This is a genomic window from Nonomuraea sp. NPDC049684 (assembly GCF_044465345.1).
Taxonomy (GTDB): domain Bacteria; phylum Actinomycetota; class Actinomycetes; order Streptosporangiales; family Streptosporangiaceae; genus Nonomuraea.
Genome location: NZ_JBITLO010000030.1, coordinates 16501 through 33958, shown reverse-complemented (window position 1 = coordinate 33958; position 17458 = coordinate 16501). Strand labels below are relative to the sequence as shown.

At 60.3% G+C, this 17458-nt stretch carries 15 protein-coding genes and 2 pseudogenes; 7 read left to right on the top strand and 10 right to left on the bottom strand.

Translation table 11 applies throughout. The features are described 5' to 3' along the window. The first annotated feature begins 49 nt into the window (after positions 1-49). Entirely contained in the window at positions 50-1207 is a 1158-nt protein-coding gene (gene dndA / locus ACIBST_RS48600; protein WP_397180238.1) for a cysteine desulfurase DndA, read from the top strand. Here dndA and ACIBST_RS48595 read toward each other — a convergent pair. The 3 genes from ACIBST_RS48595 to ACIBST_RS48585 all read right to left on the bottom strand — a co-directional run bounded on the left by ACIBST_RS48595 (position 1194) and on the right by ACIBST_RS48585 (position 5020). Then, positions 1194-2642 (bottom strand): DNA phosphorothioation-associated putative methyltransferase, encoded by a 1449-nt coding sequence (locus ACIBST_RS48595; protein WP_397180237.1) that lies wholly within the window; start codon positions 2640-2642, stop codon positions 1194-1196. The two genes, dndA and ACIBST_RS48595, sit on opposite strands and share 14 nt — an antisense overlap. A gap of 83 nt (positions 2643-2725) precedes the next feature. After that, positions 2726-3013 (bottom strand): hypothetical protein, encoded by a 288-nt coding sequence (locus ACIBST_RS48590; RefSeq protein ID WP_397180236.1) that lies wholly within the window; start codon positions 3011-3013, stop codon positions 2726-2728. A gap of 180 nt (positions 3014-3193) precedes the next feature. After that, positions 3194-5020: an ATP-binding protein gene (locus ACIBST_RS48585; protein ID WP_397180235.1), complete on the bottom strand. Its 1827-nt coding sequence runs from the start codon at positions 5018-5020 to the stop codon at positions 3194-3196. 1090 nt (positions 5021-6110) lie between these two features. On the opposite strand from ACIBST_RS48585, the gene ACIBST_RS48580 reads away from it, so the two are divergent. Together ACIBST_RS48580 and ACIBST_RS48575 are read left to right on the top strand one after the other, a co-directional pair. Then, complete coding sequence (locus ACIBST_RS48580) at positions 6111-7559, top strand: PIN-like domain-containing protein (protein WP_397180234.1); 1449 nt, start codon at positions 6111-6113, stop codon at positions 7557-7559. A gap of 925 nt (positions 7560-8484) precedes the next feature. Beyond that, a complete protein-coding gene (locus ACIBST_RS48575; protein ID WP_397180233.1) occupies positions 8485-8667 on the top strand; it encodes a hypothetical protein in 183 nt (60 codons plus the stop codon). A gap of 43 nt (positions 8668-8710) precedes the next feature. On the opposite strand, the gene ACIBST_RS48570 is transcribed toward ACIBST_RS48575, so the two are convergent. The 7 genes and pseudogenes from ACIBST_RS48570 to ACIBST_RS48540 form a co-directional block, all read right to left on the bottom strand. Continuing rightward, positions 8711-8833 (bottom strand): hypothetical protein, encoded by a 123-nt coding sequence (locus ACIBST_RS48570; RefSeq protein ID WP_397180232.1) that lies wholly within the window; start codon positions 8831-8833, stop codon positions 8711-8713. A gap of 329 nt (positions 8834-9162) precedes the next feature. Next, positions 9163-10152 (bottom strand): hypothetical protein, encoded by a 990-nt coding sequence (locus ACIBST_RS48565; RefSeq protein WP_397180231.1) that lies wholly within the window; start codon positions 10150-10152, stop codon positions 9163-9165. A gap of 40 nt (positions 10153-10192) precedes the next feature. Then, positions 10193-10651 carry an NUDIX hydrolase gene (locus ACIBST_RS48560; protein ID WP_397180230.1) on the bottom strand — a complete coding sequence of 153 codons (459 nt, stop codon included), beginning with the start codon at positions 10649-10651 and terminating at the stop codon, positions 10193-10195. Positions 10652-10665: 14 nt separating this feature from the next. Then, complete coding sequence (locus ACIBST_RS48555) at positions 10666-11808, bottom strand: multiprotein-bridging factor 1 family protein (RefSeq protein WP_397180229.1); 1143 nt, start codon at positions 11806-11808, stop codon at positions 10666-10668. Between the two features lie 27 nt (positions 11809-11835). Continuing rightward, positions 11836-13530, bottom strand: a complete 1695-nt coding sequence (locus ACIBST_RS48550) for a hypothetical protein (RefSeq protein WP_397180228.1) — start codon at positions 13528-13530, stop codon at positions 11836-11838. 350 nt (positions 13531-13880) lie between these two features. Beyond that, a pseudogene (locus tag ACIBST_RS48545) lies at positions 13881-14486 on the bottom strand (transposase); the annotation flags it as partial. A gap of 42 nt (positions 14487-14528) precedes the next feature. After that, positions 14529-14720 carry a DUF4276 family protein gene (locus ACIBST_RS48540; protein WP_397180227.1) on the bottom strand — a complete coding sequence of 64 codons (192 nt, stop codon included), beginning with the start codon at positions 14718-14720 and terminating at the stop codon, positions 14529-14531. Between ACIBST_RS48540 and ACIBST_RS48535 the strand changes: the two genes are divergently transcribed. The 4 genes and pseudogenes from ACIBST_RS48535 to ACIBST_RS48520 all read left to right on the top strand — a co-directional run bounded on the left by ACIBST_RS48535 (position 14680) and on the right by ACIBST_RS48520 (position 17392). Beyond that, on the top strand, positions 14680-14841 hold the full coding sequence (locus ACIBST_RS48535) for a hypothetical protein (protein ID WP_397180251.1): 162 nt from the start codon (positions 14680-14682) through the stop codon (positions 14839-14841). The two genes, ACIBST_RS48540 and ACIBST_RS48535, sit on opposite strands and share 41 nt — an antisense overlap. Positions 14842-14995: 154 nt before the next feature. Further along, positions 14996-15226, top strand: a pseudogene (locus tag ACIBST_RS48530) (transposase); the annotation flags it as partial. Between the two features lie 82 nt (positions 15227-15308). Further along, positions 15309-16421: an IS30 family transposase gene (locus tag ACIBST_RS48525; RefSeq protein ID WP_397180250.1), complete on the top strand. Its 1113-nt coding sequence runs from the start codon at positions 15309-15311 to the stop codon at positions 16419-16421. Next, positions 16400-17392, top strand: coding sequence for an IS3 family transposase (locus ACIBST_RS48520; RefSeq protein WP_397180226.1), 993 nt, complete (start codon positions 16400-16402; stop codon positions 17390-17392). Before ACIBST_RS48525 ends, ACIBST_RS48520 begins: the two co-directional genes overlap by 22 nt. The last annotated feature ends 66 nt before the right edge of the window (positions 17393-17458 follow it).

The following is a 17458-nucleotide window of genomic DNA, read 5'->3' as shown; positions in this document are numbered from 1 at the left end:
TAACGTACACACGTGACCTGGGACAACAAAGATGAGAGATGGTGTGCACGTGGTCGCCTACCTGGATGCCGCTGCAACGACGAGAGTACTCCCAGAGGTCGCCGAGGTCGTCCTGCACTGGATGTCCCAAGATTTCGGCAACGCGGGCTCGCGTACCCATGAGTACGGAACTCGCGCTAAGAGGGCAGTAGCCCGCGCTCGTGAAGGCATCGCAGCCCACCTCTCCGCCCGTCCGGACGAGTTGATCTTCACCAGTGGTGCAACCGAGAGCAACAACATTGCCATCCTGGGCCTAGCTCCCTTCGGCGCTAAGAGTGAACGCCGTCACATCATCAGCACCGCGATTGAGCACAAGGCAGTCCTGGAGCCACTGGAGCACCTCGAGTCACAGGGTTTCGACATCGAGCTGATCGAGCCGGGTCCCTCCGGTCGCGTGATTGCGGAGGCCGTACTGGAACGGCTACGTCCCGACACGCTGCTCGTGTCTGTCATGCAGGTCAACAACGAGACTGGCGTCATCCAGCCAGTCGCCGAGCTGGCGGAGCATCTCCGCTCCACTGCCACGTTTCTTCATGTTGACGCGGCTCAGGGCTTCGGCAAGCTGCCAGACGACCTTCGTGCACCAATCGATCTCATCAGCTTCAGCGGGCACAAGATTGGAGCACCCAAGGGGGTGGGCGGCCTGCTCATCAGACGCCGCGGGCGGGACTCCGTGCCTCTGACTCCCCTGATGTACGGAGGCGGCCAGGAACGCAAGCTCCGCCCCGGCACGCTTCCAGTTCCGCTCATCATGGGCCTGTCCCGAGCTCTTGAGATGTTCGAAAATGAACGTACGCAATGGTTCCATGCGGCCAGCGAGTTCCGCGCTCGTCTGCTGGAGGGACTCGACAAGACCCGGTTCAATCTCCACGGCGACCAGGAGCACGTGGTCCCGCACATCCTCAACCTGTCGTTCGAAGGTGTGGACACTGAGGCCTTGATCTTGCAGTTGAAGAACTACGCCGCGGTGGCCACCGGATCCGCCTGTACGAGTGCGTCATACACCCCAAGCCATGTCCTCGCGGCGATGGGATTGCCTGCAGAACAGGCCAGCAATGGACTGCGCCTCTCTTGGTTCCCCGACCAAGCTCAGATACTGGACGTCGACGAGTTCGTCAGTATCATCGCCGAGTACCAAGCCGGCATCGCACCGATCAGTTCCTCTTGATCAGGCGGTGGCCACGGAGCTGGCGGCCACAGCGGACCAGCTCGGCCTCCCAGCCCTGCTCGGTCCCAATGAGATGGGGATTGGCGTACAAGCCTGCTCGCAGCTCGCTGTCGGTAAGTCGCCGATACTTCGGAACATCGGGATCAGCTGGGTGAAGAAACTCATGCTTGCGATGGAGTAGAGGTCTGTTCTGCGACGGCTCGTAGGACATGTGCGAGGTCTTGAGCGTGGTGAGATCGACCATGTAGGACGATCGCAGCCGCGGGTGCGGATCCGTGTCGAACTCCGGATAGTCCAGCCAACTAACTCCCCTACCCTGATGGCGCAGCTTTGCCAGGGTCCACTCCTGTGGTCGTCCTGCCGCGAGGGAAGCGCAGTGCTCGTACAGGCGCAGGACAACCGGCATGTGATCAATGGCCCGGCGATGCACGTACAGGGCTGTCGGCGTTATCTTGCCCACCTTTGCTCCGTTCATCGCGCCACGGACGTAGGCGTCATCACGCAGCTTGAGCAGCAGACGATCAGATCGCATGCATGCTTCCTTGTAGGAGCTAAAGAACGCTCTCACATCGAGCTGCACGAAAAGAGGGAGGCATCCGAAGGGGCCACGCCCGTTGAACAGCTCCACACCGAGGAACAGCAGCGTGGTCAAGGTGGATCTCTTTGCACCTTCGGCCACCTTTTCTGGATCAGCCGACACCCGGACGATCCGCTGCAGTTCTGCAGTGTTCAGATGGGCTAGGAGCTCCGCCATCTGCGTCGGCATCTCTTCTACGCGCGGCACTCGCCCGCGTCGCTCTGTGTAGTCGACTACGGAAGCGATCGCCGATGCCGCGTCATCAGAGGTCAACCAGATGGCCGAGGGTGCGATCCGACGAGCAAGATAGCTCAGGCGCGCCTCATCACGCTTGAATGCGTAGACGATTCCGGGGGCTGCAGAGACGCACCGGACGCCTGTGGCGTCCTCAACGTAGCTTCGGAGCTCGCCAGCGCTGAACAGGTGCTGAAACGTCCGTCGGCTGGTAAGGACTCCGTCGCGGAAACCCGTGCCCTTGAGCTTGGACTTCTCCCAGACGAGTCGAGTGGCGACGACTAACGTCTCCTTAGTCAACTCCCAGGCCCTAAGGAGGGTACGGCATCGCTCGTCCGGATCCTCAATGACGTTGAGCACATAGGTCAACAGCACTACATCTGAAAGCCTGCGGTTGCCGTCAGGCAGGTAATGAGGATCCCAGCCTTCGACGTTACTGGTCACTTCTCGTAGAGCTCGGACATCACCGCCTCGCCCGCATCCGTAGTCCAGGACAGACGAGTTAGGCCTGATTTGCTGATCAACGATAGCTTGGCGTGCTGGTACAGAAAGGCTAGTCCTGCCGATGGCGGTAAGGCGTCGCTCGCTCTCCCACAACTCGTCCGCCCGATCTGTAAGGCTCATATGTCTATGATGGAGTATCCGGCTCTAACATGCTCCAGCGCCGTGTCAGACCACGAAAGAACTACGCCGGCCCTGCGAGTCGTTCAACCTAGAAGCGAGCCTACCCACCCAAATAGCTCCTCCGAAGCGAACCTCGCCTGGATTTTAACGAAGGGCTCGCTAGTATGGGGGTTTAATGCGACACGACTGACCACAGGACAATAGAAGTCAGTCTCATTCATCATATTAATGACGCAGTATTGAGTCATGGCTTCGACCGCCTCTCTGTAGTCCGCAACCCTTGTTGTAAATTCAGCCCGGGGCGGCAACTTGAAGGCGGCAAACTCGATAGGACCAAGCTCTATCTCGTCGTAGCCGAAGGTGTCCGCCACTCGCTTGCGCAGAGTACTAGCGGTAGTATTACTCAGATGCTGCGCGAGCCTGCCGCTCGCACCTAACTCGGAAATAGTCTGCCCGATATATAGCACCGGAAACTCCAGCGCAATAATGCCGTAGATATACGGGCACCTTGCCCCTATTTCTCCGCTATTTAAAGAGGCCCTCAGTAACATTCAGTCACCGGAAGAGAAATCGCCTAGATCCAGCTTACGAACAACATCGGTAAGTTGCCCCCCTGTCCGCTCACGGAACTCCTCCATGATCGCTTCAATCACTTGAGGCTCATGGTCGGACTTATAGACTACAGCGTATTCGCCAAATGCGAGTCCAAAGAATAGGATATCTAGCACCTTCAGAAGAAGCTCGTTATCTTGATTGGGCTCAACGATTTCCCTGATTAGGCGGTGTGAACGATTGACCCTAACTATTAGCCCATTTTCGGGATCATGCGCTCGTTCCCAGAGTTGATTATTTGGGAGCATCGACACGTATTGCACGCGTTGCGATGCGGAGCGCAGACGCTCGCTCTCCTCAGCGGTGGCCTTGTTGCGCTCAGACGTTCCCTCTCTTCGGGCACGGAGACGCCTTCGCTCCGGCTCGGGAGACATCTCCTCATCTAGTTCATCGTTCTTCGACTCTATATCGCTGATCGAATCTAGAACCAAATTGATGTCCTCATGAGGCGACTTTTCGAGGATGCTCTGGAGATCTCGCTTCGCTTTGTCCCATGCCATCCGGCTCTTCTTAAGCGCTTCTCTCAGGAGTGGCGAAAGTTGGCCATAGGCGATGTCTGATAGCTGGATCCGGCTCTTGGTTACGTCGATGTTCAAGATCTCATCGGCGTCGGACTTGATTTCTACGCGGCCTCGGAACGAATAGAGACTCTGGTCCAATGGAACCAGTCCCAGCGAGTCTGCCCAGGAAATCAATCTACCGTTGCGATAGATATAGAACCCATAATTCTTAGCCGCGATCATATAGTGTCGCCGAGCATGGGCTCGTGTCATTACGCCCGCCTTCTCCAAAGTCGGCGGATGCGGCAGCTGTGTCATAGCTACGCGAGCTGTCACCTTTTCGTCAAGACTCAGTTGTATCGTTTGGGGGGTGACAATCCATTTTACGGATGTTCCATCCCAGGAATACTCCTCCAGGTTTCCATCGGCGGAAGTTTCGAAAAGAGGATCGAAGGCCTTAACCTGATTCTCGCCTATATGCATGACCAGTGGTTCGCTACGCCCCCCCTCCCCCGCGAGAGGGAAGTAGTATACAATGCCGGCCTTCTCCTTGAGGGTCTCTATCGCTTCAGCAGGCGATGGCATGTTTTCATGGGCGATACTACTGATCTCAACGAGCGTACCGGTTCCTCCCTGCGCGACTTCGTCCAGTCGAGCGGCTTCGCCCTGTGACGCCATTTCTAGGGTGTAGACAAATTCGTTGAGCTCGCGGATGACCCTATAGTCGAGAACGAGCGTACGGGCAATAGAATCGCTACCGCGACTAGTGATACTCAGCCGCTGGCCCAGGGATGCTGACGCCGACTTGAGTCCTAGGCCGAACTTTGAAAGACTTTCCTCAAGATAGCCTTCCGATGGTGATCCGAGAGTTATCGCCTCTTCTAACTTGCCCTCATTCATGCCAGTGCCATTATCACGAATACTGATGCCCGTGATGAGCGTTCTGCGCCTGCCGGGCCCGTCACGCACTTCCTGCTCTGTGATGATGTCGACTCTGACGCGACTTGCGCGATTTGATACTGAATTGTCGACTATATCGAGGATCGCGGACACTGGATCGTACCCAATGCGACCGAGAGCCGGGACAACGCGGGCGGGATTCCAACGCCCAATACGATAGTTAGGCTTGTCCACGATCCAGATGCCTTCCATATAGGCCGCTTTGCTGTAAGACAATAAAGGGTACTCCATCACGCCAACAATGACTAGACGTTTAGAGTGGGCATCTTCTAATGGCGTCACGTGAGGGATCCGGTAGCGCAGCAAGTGCGGAGGCGATGTGGTTCAGGAAGGTTCAGTGCAGCACTGTTAGACCGCAATGCTGGTGTTACGGTCGGGCTCTCAACGCCGCCGGTCTTCTGGACCGGCGTGCCTGCCATCCCAGAAAGCCTTTTATCCTAAGTATCGGTCTTCTTCAATCAGCTACCGGGCGAGGACTGCACAAGTGCGGTGGCTCGACACGGGTAGCATCGCAGCTAGGCCAGCACCTTCCAGTCCTTCGAGGCCGAGACGGCAGGCTCGCCGATGGCGCAGATACGGACATAAGCGTGGTTGACGTCTCGCCGGCTGCGGGGCAGCCAGGACAGATGGTGATACCACTCGAACGGTGTCGTATCGTGGCGCCCGCTCCACGGTTGCCCTTGCCCGCGGCGATCTTGGAGCTGCTCCTGAATGGGACGTCGATAGGGTCGGCTACCAAGACTGTTGTGACGTCGTGCACTGCCTCATGGCAGCCCGTTGCAGGCTTAAACTGGCCAGCCTGCCTGGTCGGCTGGCAGTTGCGGGTTGACCGAACGCTGCCTCTTCTTGCCGCAGTAGTACGGCCCGCTCGTTCGTGAGGATGTTGAGTGGGATGTGGGCGCCGTCCCATGATGACGAAGGGGCCGCCGAACCACGCGCACCGCAGCGGTGCCTACTTCGTCAGCCAAAGCTCCGGCCAGCAAATCCACGCTCGCTTGGACGTAGCGCCAGGGGCGCGTAAGTCGCCGTTGCGCAGGTGGACCAGGACCAGCAGCGCTGGCCCAGCTTCCGCCACCGACAGCGATGCAGCCCCAAGCAAGGGCAAGATCGGCCAGGCAGGTGGTGGCGTGGGTGGACAGAGCAATCGGACCAGTATGACAGCAACAAGGTCCTAATGGAGCATGGGGTCCGGGTCGACTGCTGTCTCGCCGAGACTCCTGTCCGCTGCCGCTCCGCGCACACTCGTTGCGACAAGCATCGTCAGGATGAAGGTTCAGCGCCCCAGTCAGATACTGAGGGTGACCGTCCCGGTACAGATAGGAACATAGGTCATCGGGCCTAAACTGGTGCACGAAAGAGGTAGCGCCCGTTGGTTGTCTGCGCAAGCCTGGATCATGTGAGCAAGGCACACTCGAAGAAGCCGGGCCTGTACGACGGCTTCGAAGGCTACCGGACCGCGAGCGAACGGGACTTCAAGCATGTCCTCACGGATGGCCTCGTGGTACTCGATGCCAACGTACTCCTCAATCTTTATCGCTACACGAGCAGTACCCGGGCCGACTTCATAGAGGTGCTCAATAAGATTGGGGACCAGCTATGGATTCCCCATCAAGCACTTGAAGAGTTCTGGCGGAACAGAGAGAACACAATTCGCGACCCTTCGAATGCCCGCGATACAATCAAGCAACTAGAAGCAAAGCTGAACGATTCCTTGGGCATCATAAGGGGTTGGTCGAAGCGAATCGCGCTCACCGAATCCGTGGCCGCCGAGTTGGCAAACAAACTTGATAGCGCTTTCGTCGACGTCACCGCGACCATAAAGCAGGTCGCCGATCGGGAAGCCTCTAAGCTATCACGAGCCACCCATGAGGATCCGGTTGTTAACGACCTAGAGCAGCTAATCGCGGGAAGGCGAGGCGAGCCCTTTTCCGATGGAGTGAGAGCAGAGCTGATCCAGCAGGCGATGGAACGGATGGAGAATTCCATACCGCCGGGCTTCAAGGATAGGAGCAAAAACAAGGGTGACGAAGGAGCAGCTAGGGCTGCCGGCGACTACTTGCTGTGGATGCAGGTTATCGAAGAGGTAAAAGTCCGCAAGGTCGACGTTCTTCTGGTCACCGGAGATGTCAAGGAAGACTGGTGGAGGAAGGAAGAAGGGGAGATTCGTGGCCCTCGCCTCGAACTTGTCCAAGAGATGAAGGTACTCACTGGTCGCCAGCTTCTGATGTTGCGTCCAGAAAGTCTCCTGATGCATGCTAAAAAGCTCCTCGCCATCGAGGTCAGTGATACCTCAGTCCAGGACATCAACCGCGTTGGCAAGTACCTATCCAAAGAGAACAGCGAAGACTGGCAGGAGGGTGAGAGTGAGGATCCCATCGACTCCCCCAAAGGCCCCGGTGATCGGTATCTTCTCGATAAGCTTCCGGAAGGGCGCAGCGGCGACTATCTCGAGATCGTTATTGACATGGCTGCACTGGTGCAGCATTCATCGGACCTCGACGCCTATCTTGACGCTTTTCAAGAACGCTTCCCTGGCATCACTCTTCGTAGCGTCGCGCGCCGCCGTATGCGCGTCCTTGTTTCCCTCGGCCTGGCCGATATCAAGGGTAAACAAGTTCGGCTGACCGACCTCGGGGAGAAATTCGTTCAGGATAGATCAATCTCCATCATTCAACAAAGTCTTATTGAGCGCATCGCTGGGGCGGCCGAGATTGTTGACCTTGCCAAGCAGCATAAACCCGAAAAGGTCCGCTCCCTTCTCCATACGATGCCGCCCGCGAGTCTCAGCGCAACACAGGCTAGACTCGTCTATCGGTGGCTTCAGAAATTTGACGTGATCCAATAATCCGACCCGAATTTTGTCGACCGTGGCTCGGTCGACTGACGGGTTTGACTAGAGGTCGATTGCGCTGCGGTCAGCGTGAAAACCCGGATGTGCGGGAGGGCAGGGTTCCACGGGCCGTGGGTTCCTTCCCCGATCGTAGGGCGGGCTGGTGCTGGTCAGGTGCCAGTAGAGCGTCCAAGCATGCCAAGGCGGTGGTGATCTAACGGATCAAGGGTCATCGCGTGGGAACGCGGTGATTCAAGTGACGGCGGCCGTGTATCAGCTGGCCAGCGGGAGCTACTAGCGAAGCGCCGGCGTTTGACCTCGTAGAGACCGGCGTCGGTGCGATGCAGGGCGAATAGTTGCATGCAGGCGAGTACTAGCTAGTTCGCAGGCCCGGGCGACGATCTCAAGCGAGGTCTGATTTTGACTGTAGGTGTTGTGCAGTGGAGGTTGCGCAGTGCGCTGTCCTTAGCGCGACGCTGGCCTGCGGTCTTTGGCGCGAGCGTGATTGCGTAGCTCCAGTTCGGCGAGCTGGCCTCTGGCCGGCGACGAAGCAGGTGAAGTGTTATCCGTCGAGGTCGGTGAAGCGCAGTCGGGCGCCGGGGCTCAGGAACTCATGTGTCCCCCCCGGTGCTGATGAGTACGTTGCGCGCAGAGCTCGTGGCCCGAAGGGTATGGGGGCATGCGTGAGACGATCTTCCTCTTGGCGCAGCCCGCTGGACACTTCTGCGCAGGTGGGAGGGTACGCGCCACCCATACAACTACCGCCCTCCTACAGCGGGCGTCAAACCGCTCGCAACCTGGGATCCCCCGGCGCCCCAGACGCGCCCGGAACCATACACGTGTCCCCGCCGGTCAGAGGAATCCGCTGGCGCGGCGGGATCGTCCATCGGCGCCGAAGCCACCAGGAAGCGCTCCGCTCCTTCGGTGGATCCGCCTCCAAATGCCCGTCGTCTCACTGGAGAAAACTAGGATAGGCACTGCACCCAGAGCCCTGGCCGGCTTCCGCAACCTGGCGATCAGCATCATCCGCCTGGCGCAGACGGCCAACATCGGCTATGCCGCCGCGACATCCTCCAACTACAGCGACGCCTTCGAGGTCATACAATCTGATCAATTCGGATGAAATGAGATATAGCGGATCCATACCGGGACCCTGGTTATGGTGGTTAAGAAACGATGGGCGGCAGGTCGTTCTGGCTGAACGGGAATGGCAGCAGGTCACCGATGCTGAAGTACACGATGTTCGAGAGCGTTAGATCGGCACACAGCTCCAGCGCATTGCTTCCCATGACGTCAAAGATGCGCTGCCTACAGCCACGGCAAGGTGTAACCGGCCGACCGGGACAACCCGATCGCGGATCGCCCCCCACGATAGCAAGGGCTTCAAAATCTCGTGCTCCATCCGACAGCGCCGCCCACAGCGTAGCCGATTCGGCGCAGATGCCTGATGGAAAGGATCACGACTCGAAGAACGTCCCTTGGTAGATCCGCCCACCCACTGTGCGGAGGGCCGCGCCTAAATACAGACATGAGACCGGGTTCAGCGCTCGCGGCGTGACCTCGATCGCCTTGTGCAAGAGAAAGGCGTTCGGGGCGGACAGGTCACCGATCGAGACACTCATCGCGCCGATCGAGACTCTAATGCGCTGACGATAATCCCTTCCGAAGCCACCCGCTCTATACTCTCCCACACTGTTCCGCACTCCGGCCGGACCACAGACAGCGGCAGTATCTGCGTGCCGACCAGCACCGGAGGGTCAACTTTCCGCCCTTTGCTGTAAACGCGAACCCCATGCGGAAAATCCCCAACGACGACCTTTCGCATCCGTCTGATCTCGGCGAGGCTCACATCGAGGCCATAAGTCTCGTCGACAAGTAGTTTGGCTAGGACCGCATCGTCGGTGGACAGGAGATCGGACTCGGTCAGCACTTTCGTCTCAAGGGCCCGTCTGATGAGCTTGGCGAACGCGTCGTGTACGAACAATTCCAACGGGTTCATGAAGACGTCCCGCACCAGATGCGCGTACCATGCCACAAAATTCACGGCCATTTCTACGTCCCGTGAGACCACCATGTTGTCGCGGAAGGTCAACTGCCGCACGAAAGCACGGGCCTGGCCGGCCGCGATATCGCCCAACCGAACGAGATCCCGCAGCGTATAGTCGATGCGGTCCGCACAGAGCAGCGGAGCCGAGACATCGACGCGGAGGAGATTGTCCTTGGTGAAGAGCGTTCCCCAGTCCAGACCGTGTCTCTCCAAGATTTCCGGTACATCGCTGCGCTCGATGACGTACTGGAAGATCCGCTCATGGAACTCCTCTCCACGGTCATCGAACACATAATCAATGGTGTGAGAGAAGGCGGTGTGCGAGAGATCCTGCAACAACCCCGCAGCCTGTTCCACCTCGTTGCCGCCGAGCAGCCTGGTAAGGGTCATGACGCCCAGGCTGTGCTCGTAGCGGTTGTTGTTCCTTCCGGCCCGTACAAATGAGGATGCCCCGGCTTGACTGACGTTGCGTAGGCGGCGCACCGCTTCACTACGGACAAGGTCATGAAGCAAACCGCCAGGCACCATGCTTAAACCGTAGACATCGTCGTAGTACTGCAAAGTCGACACCTCTCCGAATATGCTGCGGACGAGTTCGAAATCAGATAAGCACGTAGTCGTCATCACCTACGGCACCGTCGAGCCGTTTCAGCATTGGTGCGATCCAGGCGATATTTTCGATCTTTGGCCCGAACTCGGGAAGCTCGTCCAGAGACACCCAGGCGGCCTCCGAATATTCCTCATTCAGAACCGGGACGCCTGCTACATGGCGCGCGTAATGGTGCGGGAGAATCATGTGATTGCCGTCCGCCTTCACGAACAGTACATTCACTGTGAAGTGCAGCAGAATCCGAACCTTGAAAGCATCTCCAACTTCCTCAGTCTTCTCACGCCGCAGCGCTTCTTCGATTGAGATATCGGAGTGTTCCATCTTGCCGCCGATCAGCGAGAATGTGCCATCGTAGTCCGCCTCGTCTTTTCTCCGACACAGCAGGACGCTGCTGCCGTCTCGACTGAAGACAGTAATCTTCGGGCAGTACTGGAAGATCAGTTGAGTCATGTCGCTTCCCTCGGTCAGCCTATCCGCTGCGCGAGTTTTTCTAACTCGATACTGTATTTGTCGTACTTGTTCCGCGAGCAAATATCAAGCGCTCTCTCGAGCTTCGCGGCAGTGTCACCGACGTTGCCACTATAGTGCAGGGCGAGCTCGATTTCCGCTTGACTTCGTACGAGCTGAACGAAGCGGAGGGAAGAGGTCGCCTCCGAGTCCTCGGAGCTATTGCGCGTACGCCAGGCTGTATCGAGCACCTCGAGGGCCCGGCGTGGTTCGACGCCGGCCCACCCCCGGGCGAGGCCCTCAAGGACGAACGCATGTGTCCCCGGCGGCAGGTCGTCCCGCTCGTCGAGGAGAACCTTCAATGCGCGTTCGGTTGCCTGCAATGTCTCCACATCGGACAGTTTGCCGGAGTTGATGGCACATGCCCGCACCACCTCTGGCAGCCATTCGGGGGGGATGTCCTCCGACTTCGTGAGAAGCTGTCTGCTCAGTTCGTGAGCATCGCCGATATTCCCCGAGACATAAGCCACGCCTTCCTTCGCAATTGCATGGAACAGCGTCGCCAGGGGACGGGCGGCGCCGCTGGCTGCGATGGCCTGGGCCCTAATGGTATGGGACAGGCACCCGGCGCGAACGGCCGGTTGTGGCAGGTAGTCGAGTCCTGCCTTACATTCTTCAAGCAGCAGTTCGGAAAGGCGGCTCAGCGCCTCTGGGTGATCTATGCGCCACGGGTGCGACCGTAGAAAGTCGAGGCCGTACAACGCGTCCCTATGACCAAGCATGAGGGCCGTGCGCGGCTGGCCGCTCTTGCGTAGCGCGCGCACGGACTCCACCGACAGTTGAATCGACTCCACCCAGTCAACTTTGGGGAGCCAGGCCAGAGCGACCTCATCGCCGTGTGAGACATCCCGCTCTCTCCGCCAGGCGTAGCGAAGCCGCTCGACGTTCTCCTCGTCGAGGGACAGTGCGCGGCAGATCTGGTCGACGTCTTTTCCCGTCGGCAGCACCGCGCCAGTTTCCCAGCGACTGACCAGGCTGTGGTCCACGGGAATCTCAACGGCGAGTTCGATCTGCCGCCAGCCGCGTTCACTTCTGAGTTGCCGAAGTATGGCTCCGAAGCGATCGTCGAAATCTTTCGACACTGCTCGTAACGGGTTCACAGCCCCTCCCAGCTACCGCAGAATCGGTCAGGATACTTGCGGATTTCGGCTGCCGACGCGATAGACAGAAATGGCCTTGAGGCCAGCGTCCCACGCTGCTTGAAATATATCGCTGATAGACTCGGGCGTCGCGTGAGGCGGGAGATTGATCGTTTTCGAGACGCCGTCGTCCACGACTCCCGCGGCTATCCTGAGGAGGCTTAGATGTTCTTCTGGAGCGATTTCCGCAGCCGTCCGGAAGACGTCTTCCGGCCTCCCGGCACCGTTGTCGGCGATCTTTCCTAAGTTATCTGCAAGCCGTACCTGACCAGTCGAGAGCAGCATCTGCACTGGCATGACGAAGTCGTTGTCGTCCCGGAAAGACAGGTACGGCTCGATGCTGGGGTTGACTCCGAGTAGCAACGCGCTGCGACCCGACGGCGGCAGTGCGGTCGTCATAACGTTACGCAACCCGTGCCGGGAGACCTTTTTGGCGAGGGCGTTCCAGGTCGACGGGCCGATGACCGATTCGACCTTGCCAAAACGGCTGAGAAAGTCGGTGTTGTGCTGGTATTCCGACAGATGGAAGCTGAGGAAGGGCCCGCGTCGCTCAGCCAACTGCAGCGACGCCTCCTTGGAACGGTAGTTGAGTGTGGCCAGCACGTCCGCGAGTAGCCGTGCGCTCTCCGGACTTGCATATGGGACACCCAGCCAAAGCAGTGCGTCCGCCAGCCCGCACAGCCCGATGCCGATCTTCCGCTTGGCCGCTACCACTGACGTGCTGGCTGCGGTCGGAAAGGCGTTGAGGTTGGCTTCGACTGCGTCATCAAGTACACGAGTGAGGCAGGCCGCGACGTCGCCTACAAGTTCAAGGTCGACGCCAAGCCGCGGGGTCGCACGCAGACACGCCGCGAGGTTGATGTAGGCGAACACACAGGTCTCTCCCGGCGATAGCCCGACCTCAGCGCATGGGGCGGTGGTCACGTAGGGCGCGTGGGCACGGAGCGCGTTGCCCTGATTGTAGCGCTCCAAGGCGATGATTCCAGGGTCGCCACACTCCCATGCTCCAGCCACGATCGCGTCCCAGATATCCCGGCTGGCCAGCTCTGTGCCGTCGCTCATGCGGACGTACGCTCCCGCGAAGAGCGCCCTCATGAACTCCTTGGTGACGTCGACGGAAATATTGAAGTGAACGATGTCCTCGCGGCCCCTCTTCACCTCGATGAACTCGAGCACTCGGGGGTGATGCACGCTCAAATGCGCGATGTTGCCAACGTAGCGTTCGCAGCTGCCGGAGTTCTCGACGCGTGTCGCGTGCCTGTTCAACCGCAACAGCGTGTCGCATGGGTCCGGAGAGTCGGTGAGGTCGTATCCGGAACCCATATTCAGGTTGTAATACGCCTCAGCAAGGTCTAGGTCGGAAGCTGACAGCGCCCCCACGTCGATCGGTACCGCCGAGCACGAGCCGAGCGTCTGACGTCCGGCGGCGATGTTCGTCAGTAACGGCGATCCGAGCGTGCACAGCCCCCGTCGCGTGAAGTCGTAGAAGGCAGCGAGCACCGAGTCGGTGTTACGGTGCGCCTCACCCAGCTGTTTCTCGGCGCGAGCCAGCCGTGCGATCAGGTTCACCATGAGGGTGTCCGGCGAGCCGCCCGGCTGCAGGATCAGTTCCCTTTCCATCAGCTCGATGGTCTTGGACGAGAAGAAGACGTTGACGTAGTGCTCTGACGGATTGGCGTTCATGAGATCCCTCCGCTGTCTGTTGTGCCGTTCTTCACGACGTTAGGCAGAAGCTAACAGGTTCGCTTGCAGACCTATTCAAGCCCGGCGCTGAGGGAAGCGAGCGGCCTCCGGGAATTAACAAGCGGGCACATACAGACCCGATTCAGAGTTGCTTCAACGCGCCGTGCGAGACGGCCATCGATCTCGGAAAGGCGATCTCAGATGCCACCGATTCAACCTGACCGCGACGAATCAAGTACGACGGCTGCTACTTTATTCGCGGCAGTGACGCAGTCGCTCGCGGATAGTTGCTCCGGAGACGACACCACTGTGCGGTATCTCATAATTGTGCTCATCATGCTGCTAGTGCTGTGACCGGCGGGGAACCAGGGGCTGCCTCAGGGGCCACGGCGGTCAGGAACTGGTCGCGTGAACGGGCGCGATAGAGGCGTGGATCTGTCTGGGCCGGCCGGGCCAGGGGACAGCTGTGTTGGCGATCAACGCCTTCAGCCGGGCCCAGACGTGTTCGACCGGTTGTCGTGCGGGCTATAGCGCACCCCGTACAGCAGTTCCAGGCGAGGGTGCTCCGCCAGGGAGGCAATGACGGTCTTGACGTGGTGGATGCTGTCGTTATCGCAGATCACCACGATCGCCCAGGCGGCCGGGAACGCGGCGAGCACCGCATCGAGCAGGAGCAGGAAGTAGGCGGCGCGCCGGTGACCGAGCCGGTACACCCACCGGCCGGTAGTCATCTCCAACACACCGAATACGGTGACCGGCCGGTTCTTGCCCCGGCGTTGTGATCTCGGGCCGGTGCCGTGCAACATCCAACTCGCCCGGACGTGCGGCAGCCAGTGCATGTGGGTCTCATCGGCGGCCCACACCGGCCGCCCCGCACGGGAGTGCACGGAGCCGGCGGTGAGGTCGAGCAAGACCGGCCAGCGATGCGGACCATGCTTGGCGGTCAGCTTGGGCCGCCAGCTGGCTATCGGCTTGCCGAGGCATCTTGATCCGGTGCGTCAGAGTTCTTTCGTCACCGCAGTGGTCACCGCGGAGAACCAGGCGTCCGCGTGAAGACAGGCATTCCTCATGGTGTTAATGCCGATCTCAGCTATAACGAGCGGGCCGTCAGAGGTCTTGCGATACCGGGGATATAGGCGAAGTAGACGCTTGGATGGTGCTGTCCTGACCTCGTCGTACCAGTTCGGCACCTTGGGCCTGCGCCACAATCGCTTCGACGGCCTGGGCGAGTGCGTCATCGCCGGTGAGCTCGCGTGCCTCATGGCCCAGCAGAACCCATGCTTCCAGCTCGTGAAGTATCAGGTGTGGTAAGAAGCGAGGGCCGTTAATAGTGGCAGCCATGGCACGCTCGACGTGAGTGACCGAATCGCCCCGATTTCGGTGGAGACTTTGGTCTCTTGAGAGGATCGAGTCCTTACTAGGTAAGTCTGCCTATCCCGCCGAGCTGCGCCGCCGAGCGGTGCGGATGGTCGCCGAAGTGCGGCCGGATTACCCAACCGAGTGGGCCACGATCAAGGCAGTGGCGACCAATCTCGGCATTGGCACTGCGGAGACACTGCGTACCTAGGTCCGCCAGGCCCAGATAGATGAGGGAAGCAGGCCCGGCCGCACCACGGACGAGTCGGCCGAGCTGAAGCGGCTGCGCAGAGAGAACGCCGGTTTCCGGCGCGCCAATGAGATCCTCAAGGCCGCGTCCTTAGATTCAAACGATCAACGCAACACTGCTCGTGGATGGGTGGATCGTGGCTCGGATGGGTCGGCCGGGGATGTCGGACGTGATGAAAGAAGACCTGTGGCGGCGCTGGCGTGCCGGTGAGTCCATCAGCGTGATCTCCCGGGCACTGGGCAAGCCCCCGGGCTCGGTTTTCACGGTGCTGAAGCACCATGGCGGTATTGCGCCGGCCGAGCGGGTGCGCCGGGCCGACCGGTTGAGCGCTGAGGAGCGGGAATCGATCTCTCGCGGTCTCGAGGCCGGAGCCTCCCTCCGTTCGATCGCCGTGTCGATCGGCCGCCCGGCATCCACGGTGAGCCGGGAGGCGGCCCGCAACGGCGGCCGGGTGAAGTACCGTGCGCTCGCCGCCGAGCAACGTGCTCAGGAGCGGGCACGTCGCCCAAAACCGTCCGCGCTGCAGGACAACCCGGTGCTGCGCCGGCTGGTGATCGAGCTGCTCGACAACGAGTGGTCCCCGGAGCAGATCGTGGGACATCTGCGGCTGATGCACGCTGGCAACCCGCTCATGCGGATCAGCCACGAGAGCATCTACCGAGCGATCTACACGACCCGGTGGAAGCTGATCCCGCGTGAACTGTGCACCAAGCTGCGCACCCGCCGTCCCATCCGCAAGAACAAGAAGAACACGGTCAAGGGCCAGTGGCGTTCCCAGATCACCGGGGCACGACCGATCGAGGAACGGTCTGAGGCAGCCAACGCCCGAACCGAGCTCGGCCACCTCGAAGGCGATCTCATCATCGGAGCCAAGAACAGCCAGATCGCGACGCTGGTCGACCGCAAGTCCCGCTACTTGACCATGGTCGCGCTCCCCAGCCGTCACACCACGACCGTCATTCCTGCCCTGCAGCAGGCGTTCTCACGGATGGATGCTCGCCTGCGCAGCACTCTGACCTGGGACCGCGGTATGGAACTCGCCGGCCACCAGCTGCTGACCGCAGCGACCAGCGTCGACGTCTTCTTCGCGGCACCGCGCAGCCCGTGGCAGCGGGGCACCAACGAGAACACGAACAAACTGATCCGGCAGTACTTACCGAAGGGCACCGATCTGAGCCTGTACAGCCAAGCCGACCTTGATGCCCTGGCCGCCCGACTGAACAACCGTCCCCGCAAGTGCCTCGGCTACCGAACCCCGGCCCAATGTGTTGCCTTGACTCTTTGAATCTAAGTCGGCTTTCTTCGCGGCCGAGCTCGACCTGCCACACACGCACTCGTGAGCTTCATCGACCAGCACGTCGGCGTGTTCGGTGTCGAGCCGGTCTGCCGTGTCCTGACCCAGCACGGCTGCCCCATCTCCATCAGCACCAACTACGCCGCCAAGAACCGACCGCCCTCGGCCCGCGTCCTGCGCGATGCCGAGCTCGACGAGCACATCTCTCGCATCCACACCAACAACTACGGCGTCTACGGCGCCCGCAGGGCTGGCAGCACCTGCTGCGCGAGGGGCATCAGGTGGCGCGCTGCACCGTCGAGCGGCGCATGCGCGCGCTCGGCATGCAAGGCGCCCGGCGGGGCAGGAAGATCCGCACCACGACACCCGATCCGGGACATGCACGGGCGGCCGGCCGGCTGCGGCGCGACTTCACCGCCCAGTGGCCGAACGCAACCTGGGTGGCCGACTTCACCCACGTGACGGCCTGGTTCGGAGTGGTCTATGTCGCGTTCGTGGTCGACATCTACTCACGGGCGATCGTCGGCTGGGCCGCCTCGCTGAGCAAGCACACCACCCTCGTGCTGGACGGCCTAGACATGGCCCTGTCGCGGCGCGAGCGCACCGGCCACCCGGTCAGGCCGGGACTGATTCATCACTCGGACGCGGGCAGTCGGTACACGTCGTTCCGGTTCCCCACCCATCTGCTGGCGGCCGGGATCGACGCTTCCATCGGCACGGTCGGCGACGCGCTTGACAATGCCCTGATGGAATCGCAGATCGGCCTCTACAAGACCGAGCTGATCAAGCCCCGCGGCCCGTGGCACAGCCTGGCCGACGTGGAACTGGCCACCGCCGAATGGGTGGCCTGGTTCAACACCACCCGCCTGCACTCAGCCATCGGACACCTCCCGCCCGAGAAGTTGGAGGCGAACCACTACGCTGAACACCGTCCCAACGAAGCCCCAGCAATCAACCGCTGAGGCCTCCATCGAAGCCGGGGCGGTTCATGCACGCATCCCCCGCGGCCTGGAGGGCGTCTAACCGAA

Coding starts and splice junctions, on each gene's coding strand:
- ACIBST_RS48520 (WP_397180226.1), top strand. CDS start 16,400: ATGTGTTGCCTTGACTCTTTGAATCTAAGTCGGCTTTCTTCGCGGCCG.
- ACIBST_RS48525 (WP_397180250.1), top strand. CDS start 15,309: ATGAAAGAAGACCTGTGGCGGCGCTGGCGTGCCGGTGAGTCCATCAGC.
- ACIBST_RS48570 (WP_397180232.1), bottom strand. CDS start 8,833: ATGGGAAGCAATGCGCTGGAGCTGTGTGCCGATCTAACGCTCTCGAAC.
- ACIBST_RS48595 (WP_397180237.1), bottom strand. CDS start 2,642: ATGAGCCTTACAGATCGGGCGGACGAGTTGTGGGAGAGCGAGCGACGC.
- ACIBST_RS48560 (WP_397180230.1), bottom strand. CDS start 10,651: ATGACTCAACTGATCTTCCAGTACTGCCCGAAGATTACTGTCTTCAGT.
- ACIBST_RS48575 (WP_397180233.1), top strand. CDS start 8,485: ATGCCCGTCGTCTCACTGGAGAAAACTAGGATAGGCACTGCACCCAGA.
- ACIBST_RS48550 (WP_397180228.1), bottom strand. CDS start 13,530: ATGAACGCCAATCCGTCAGAGCACTACGTCAACGTCTTCTTCTCGTCC.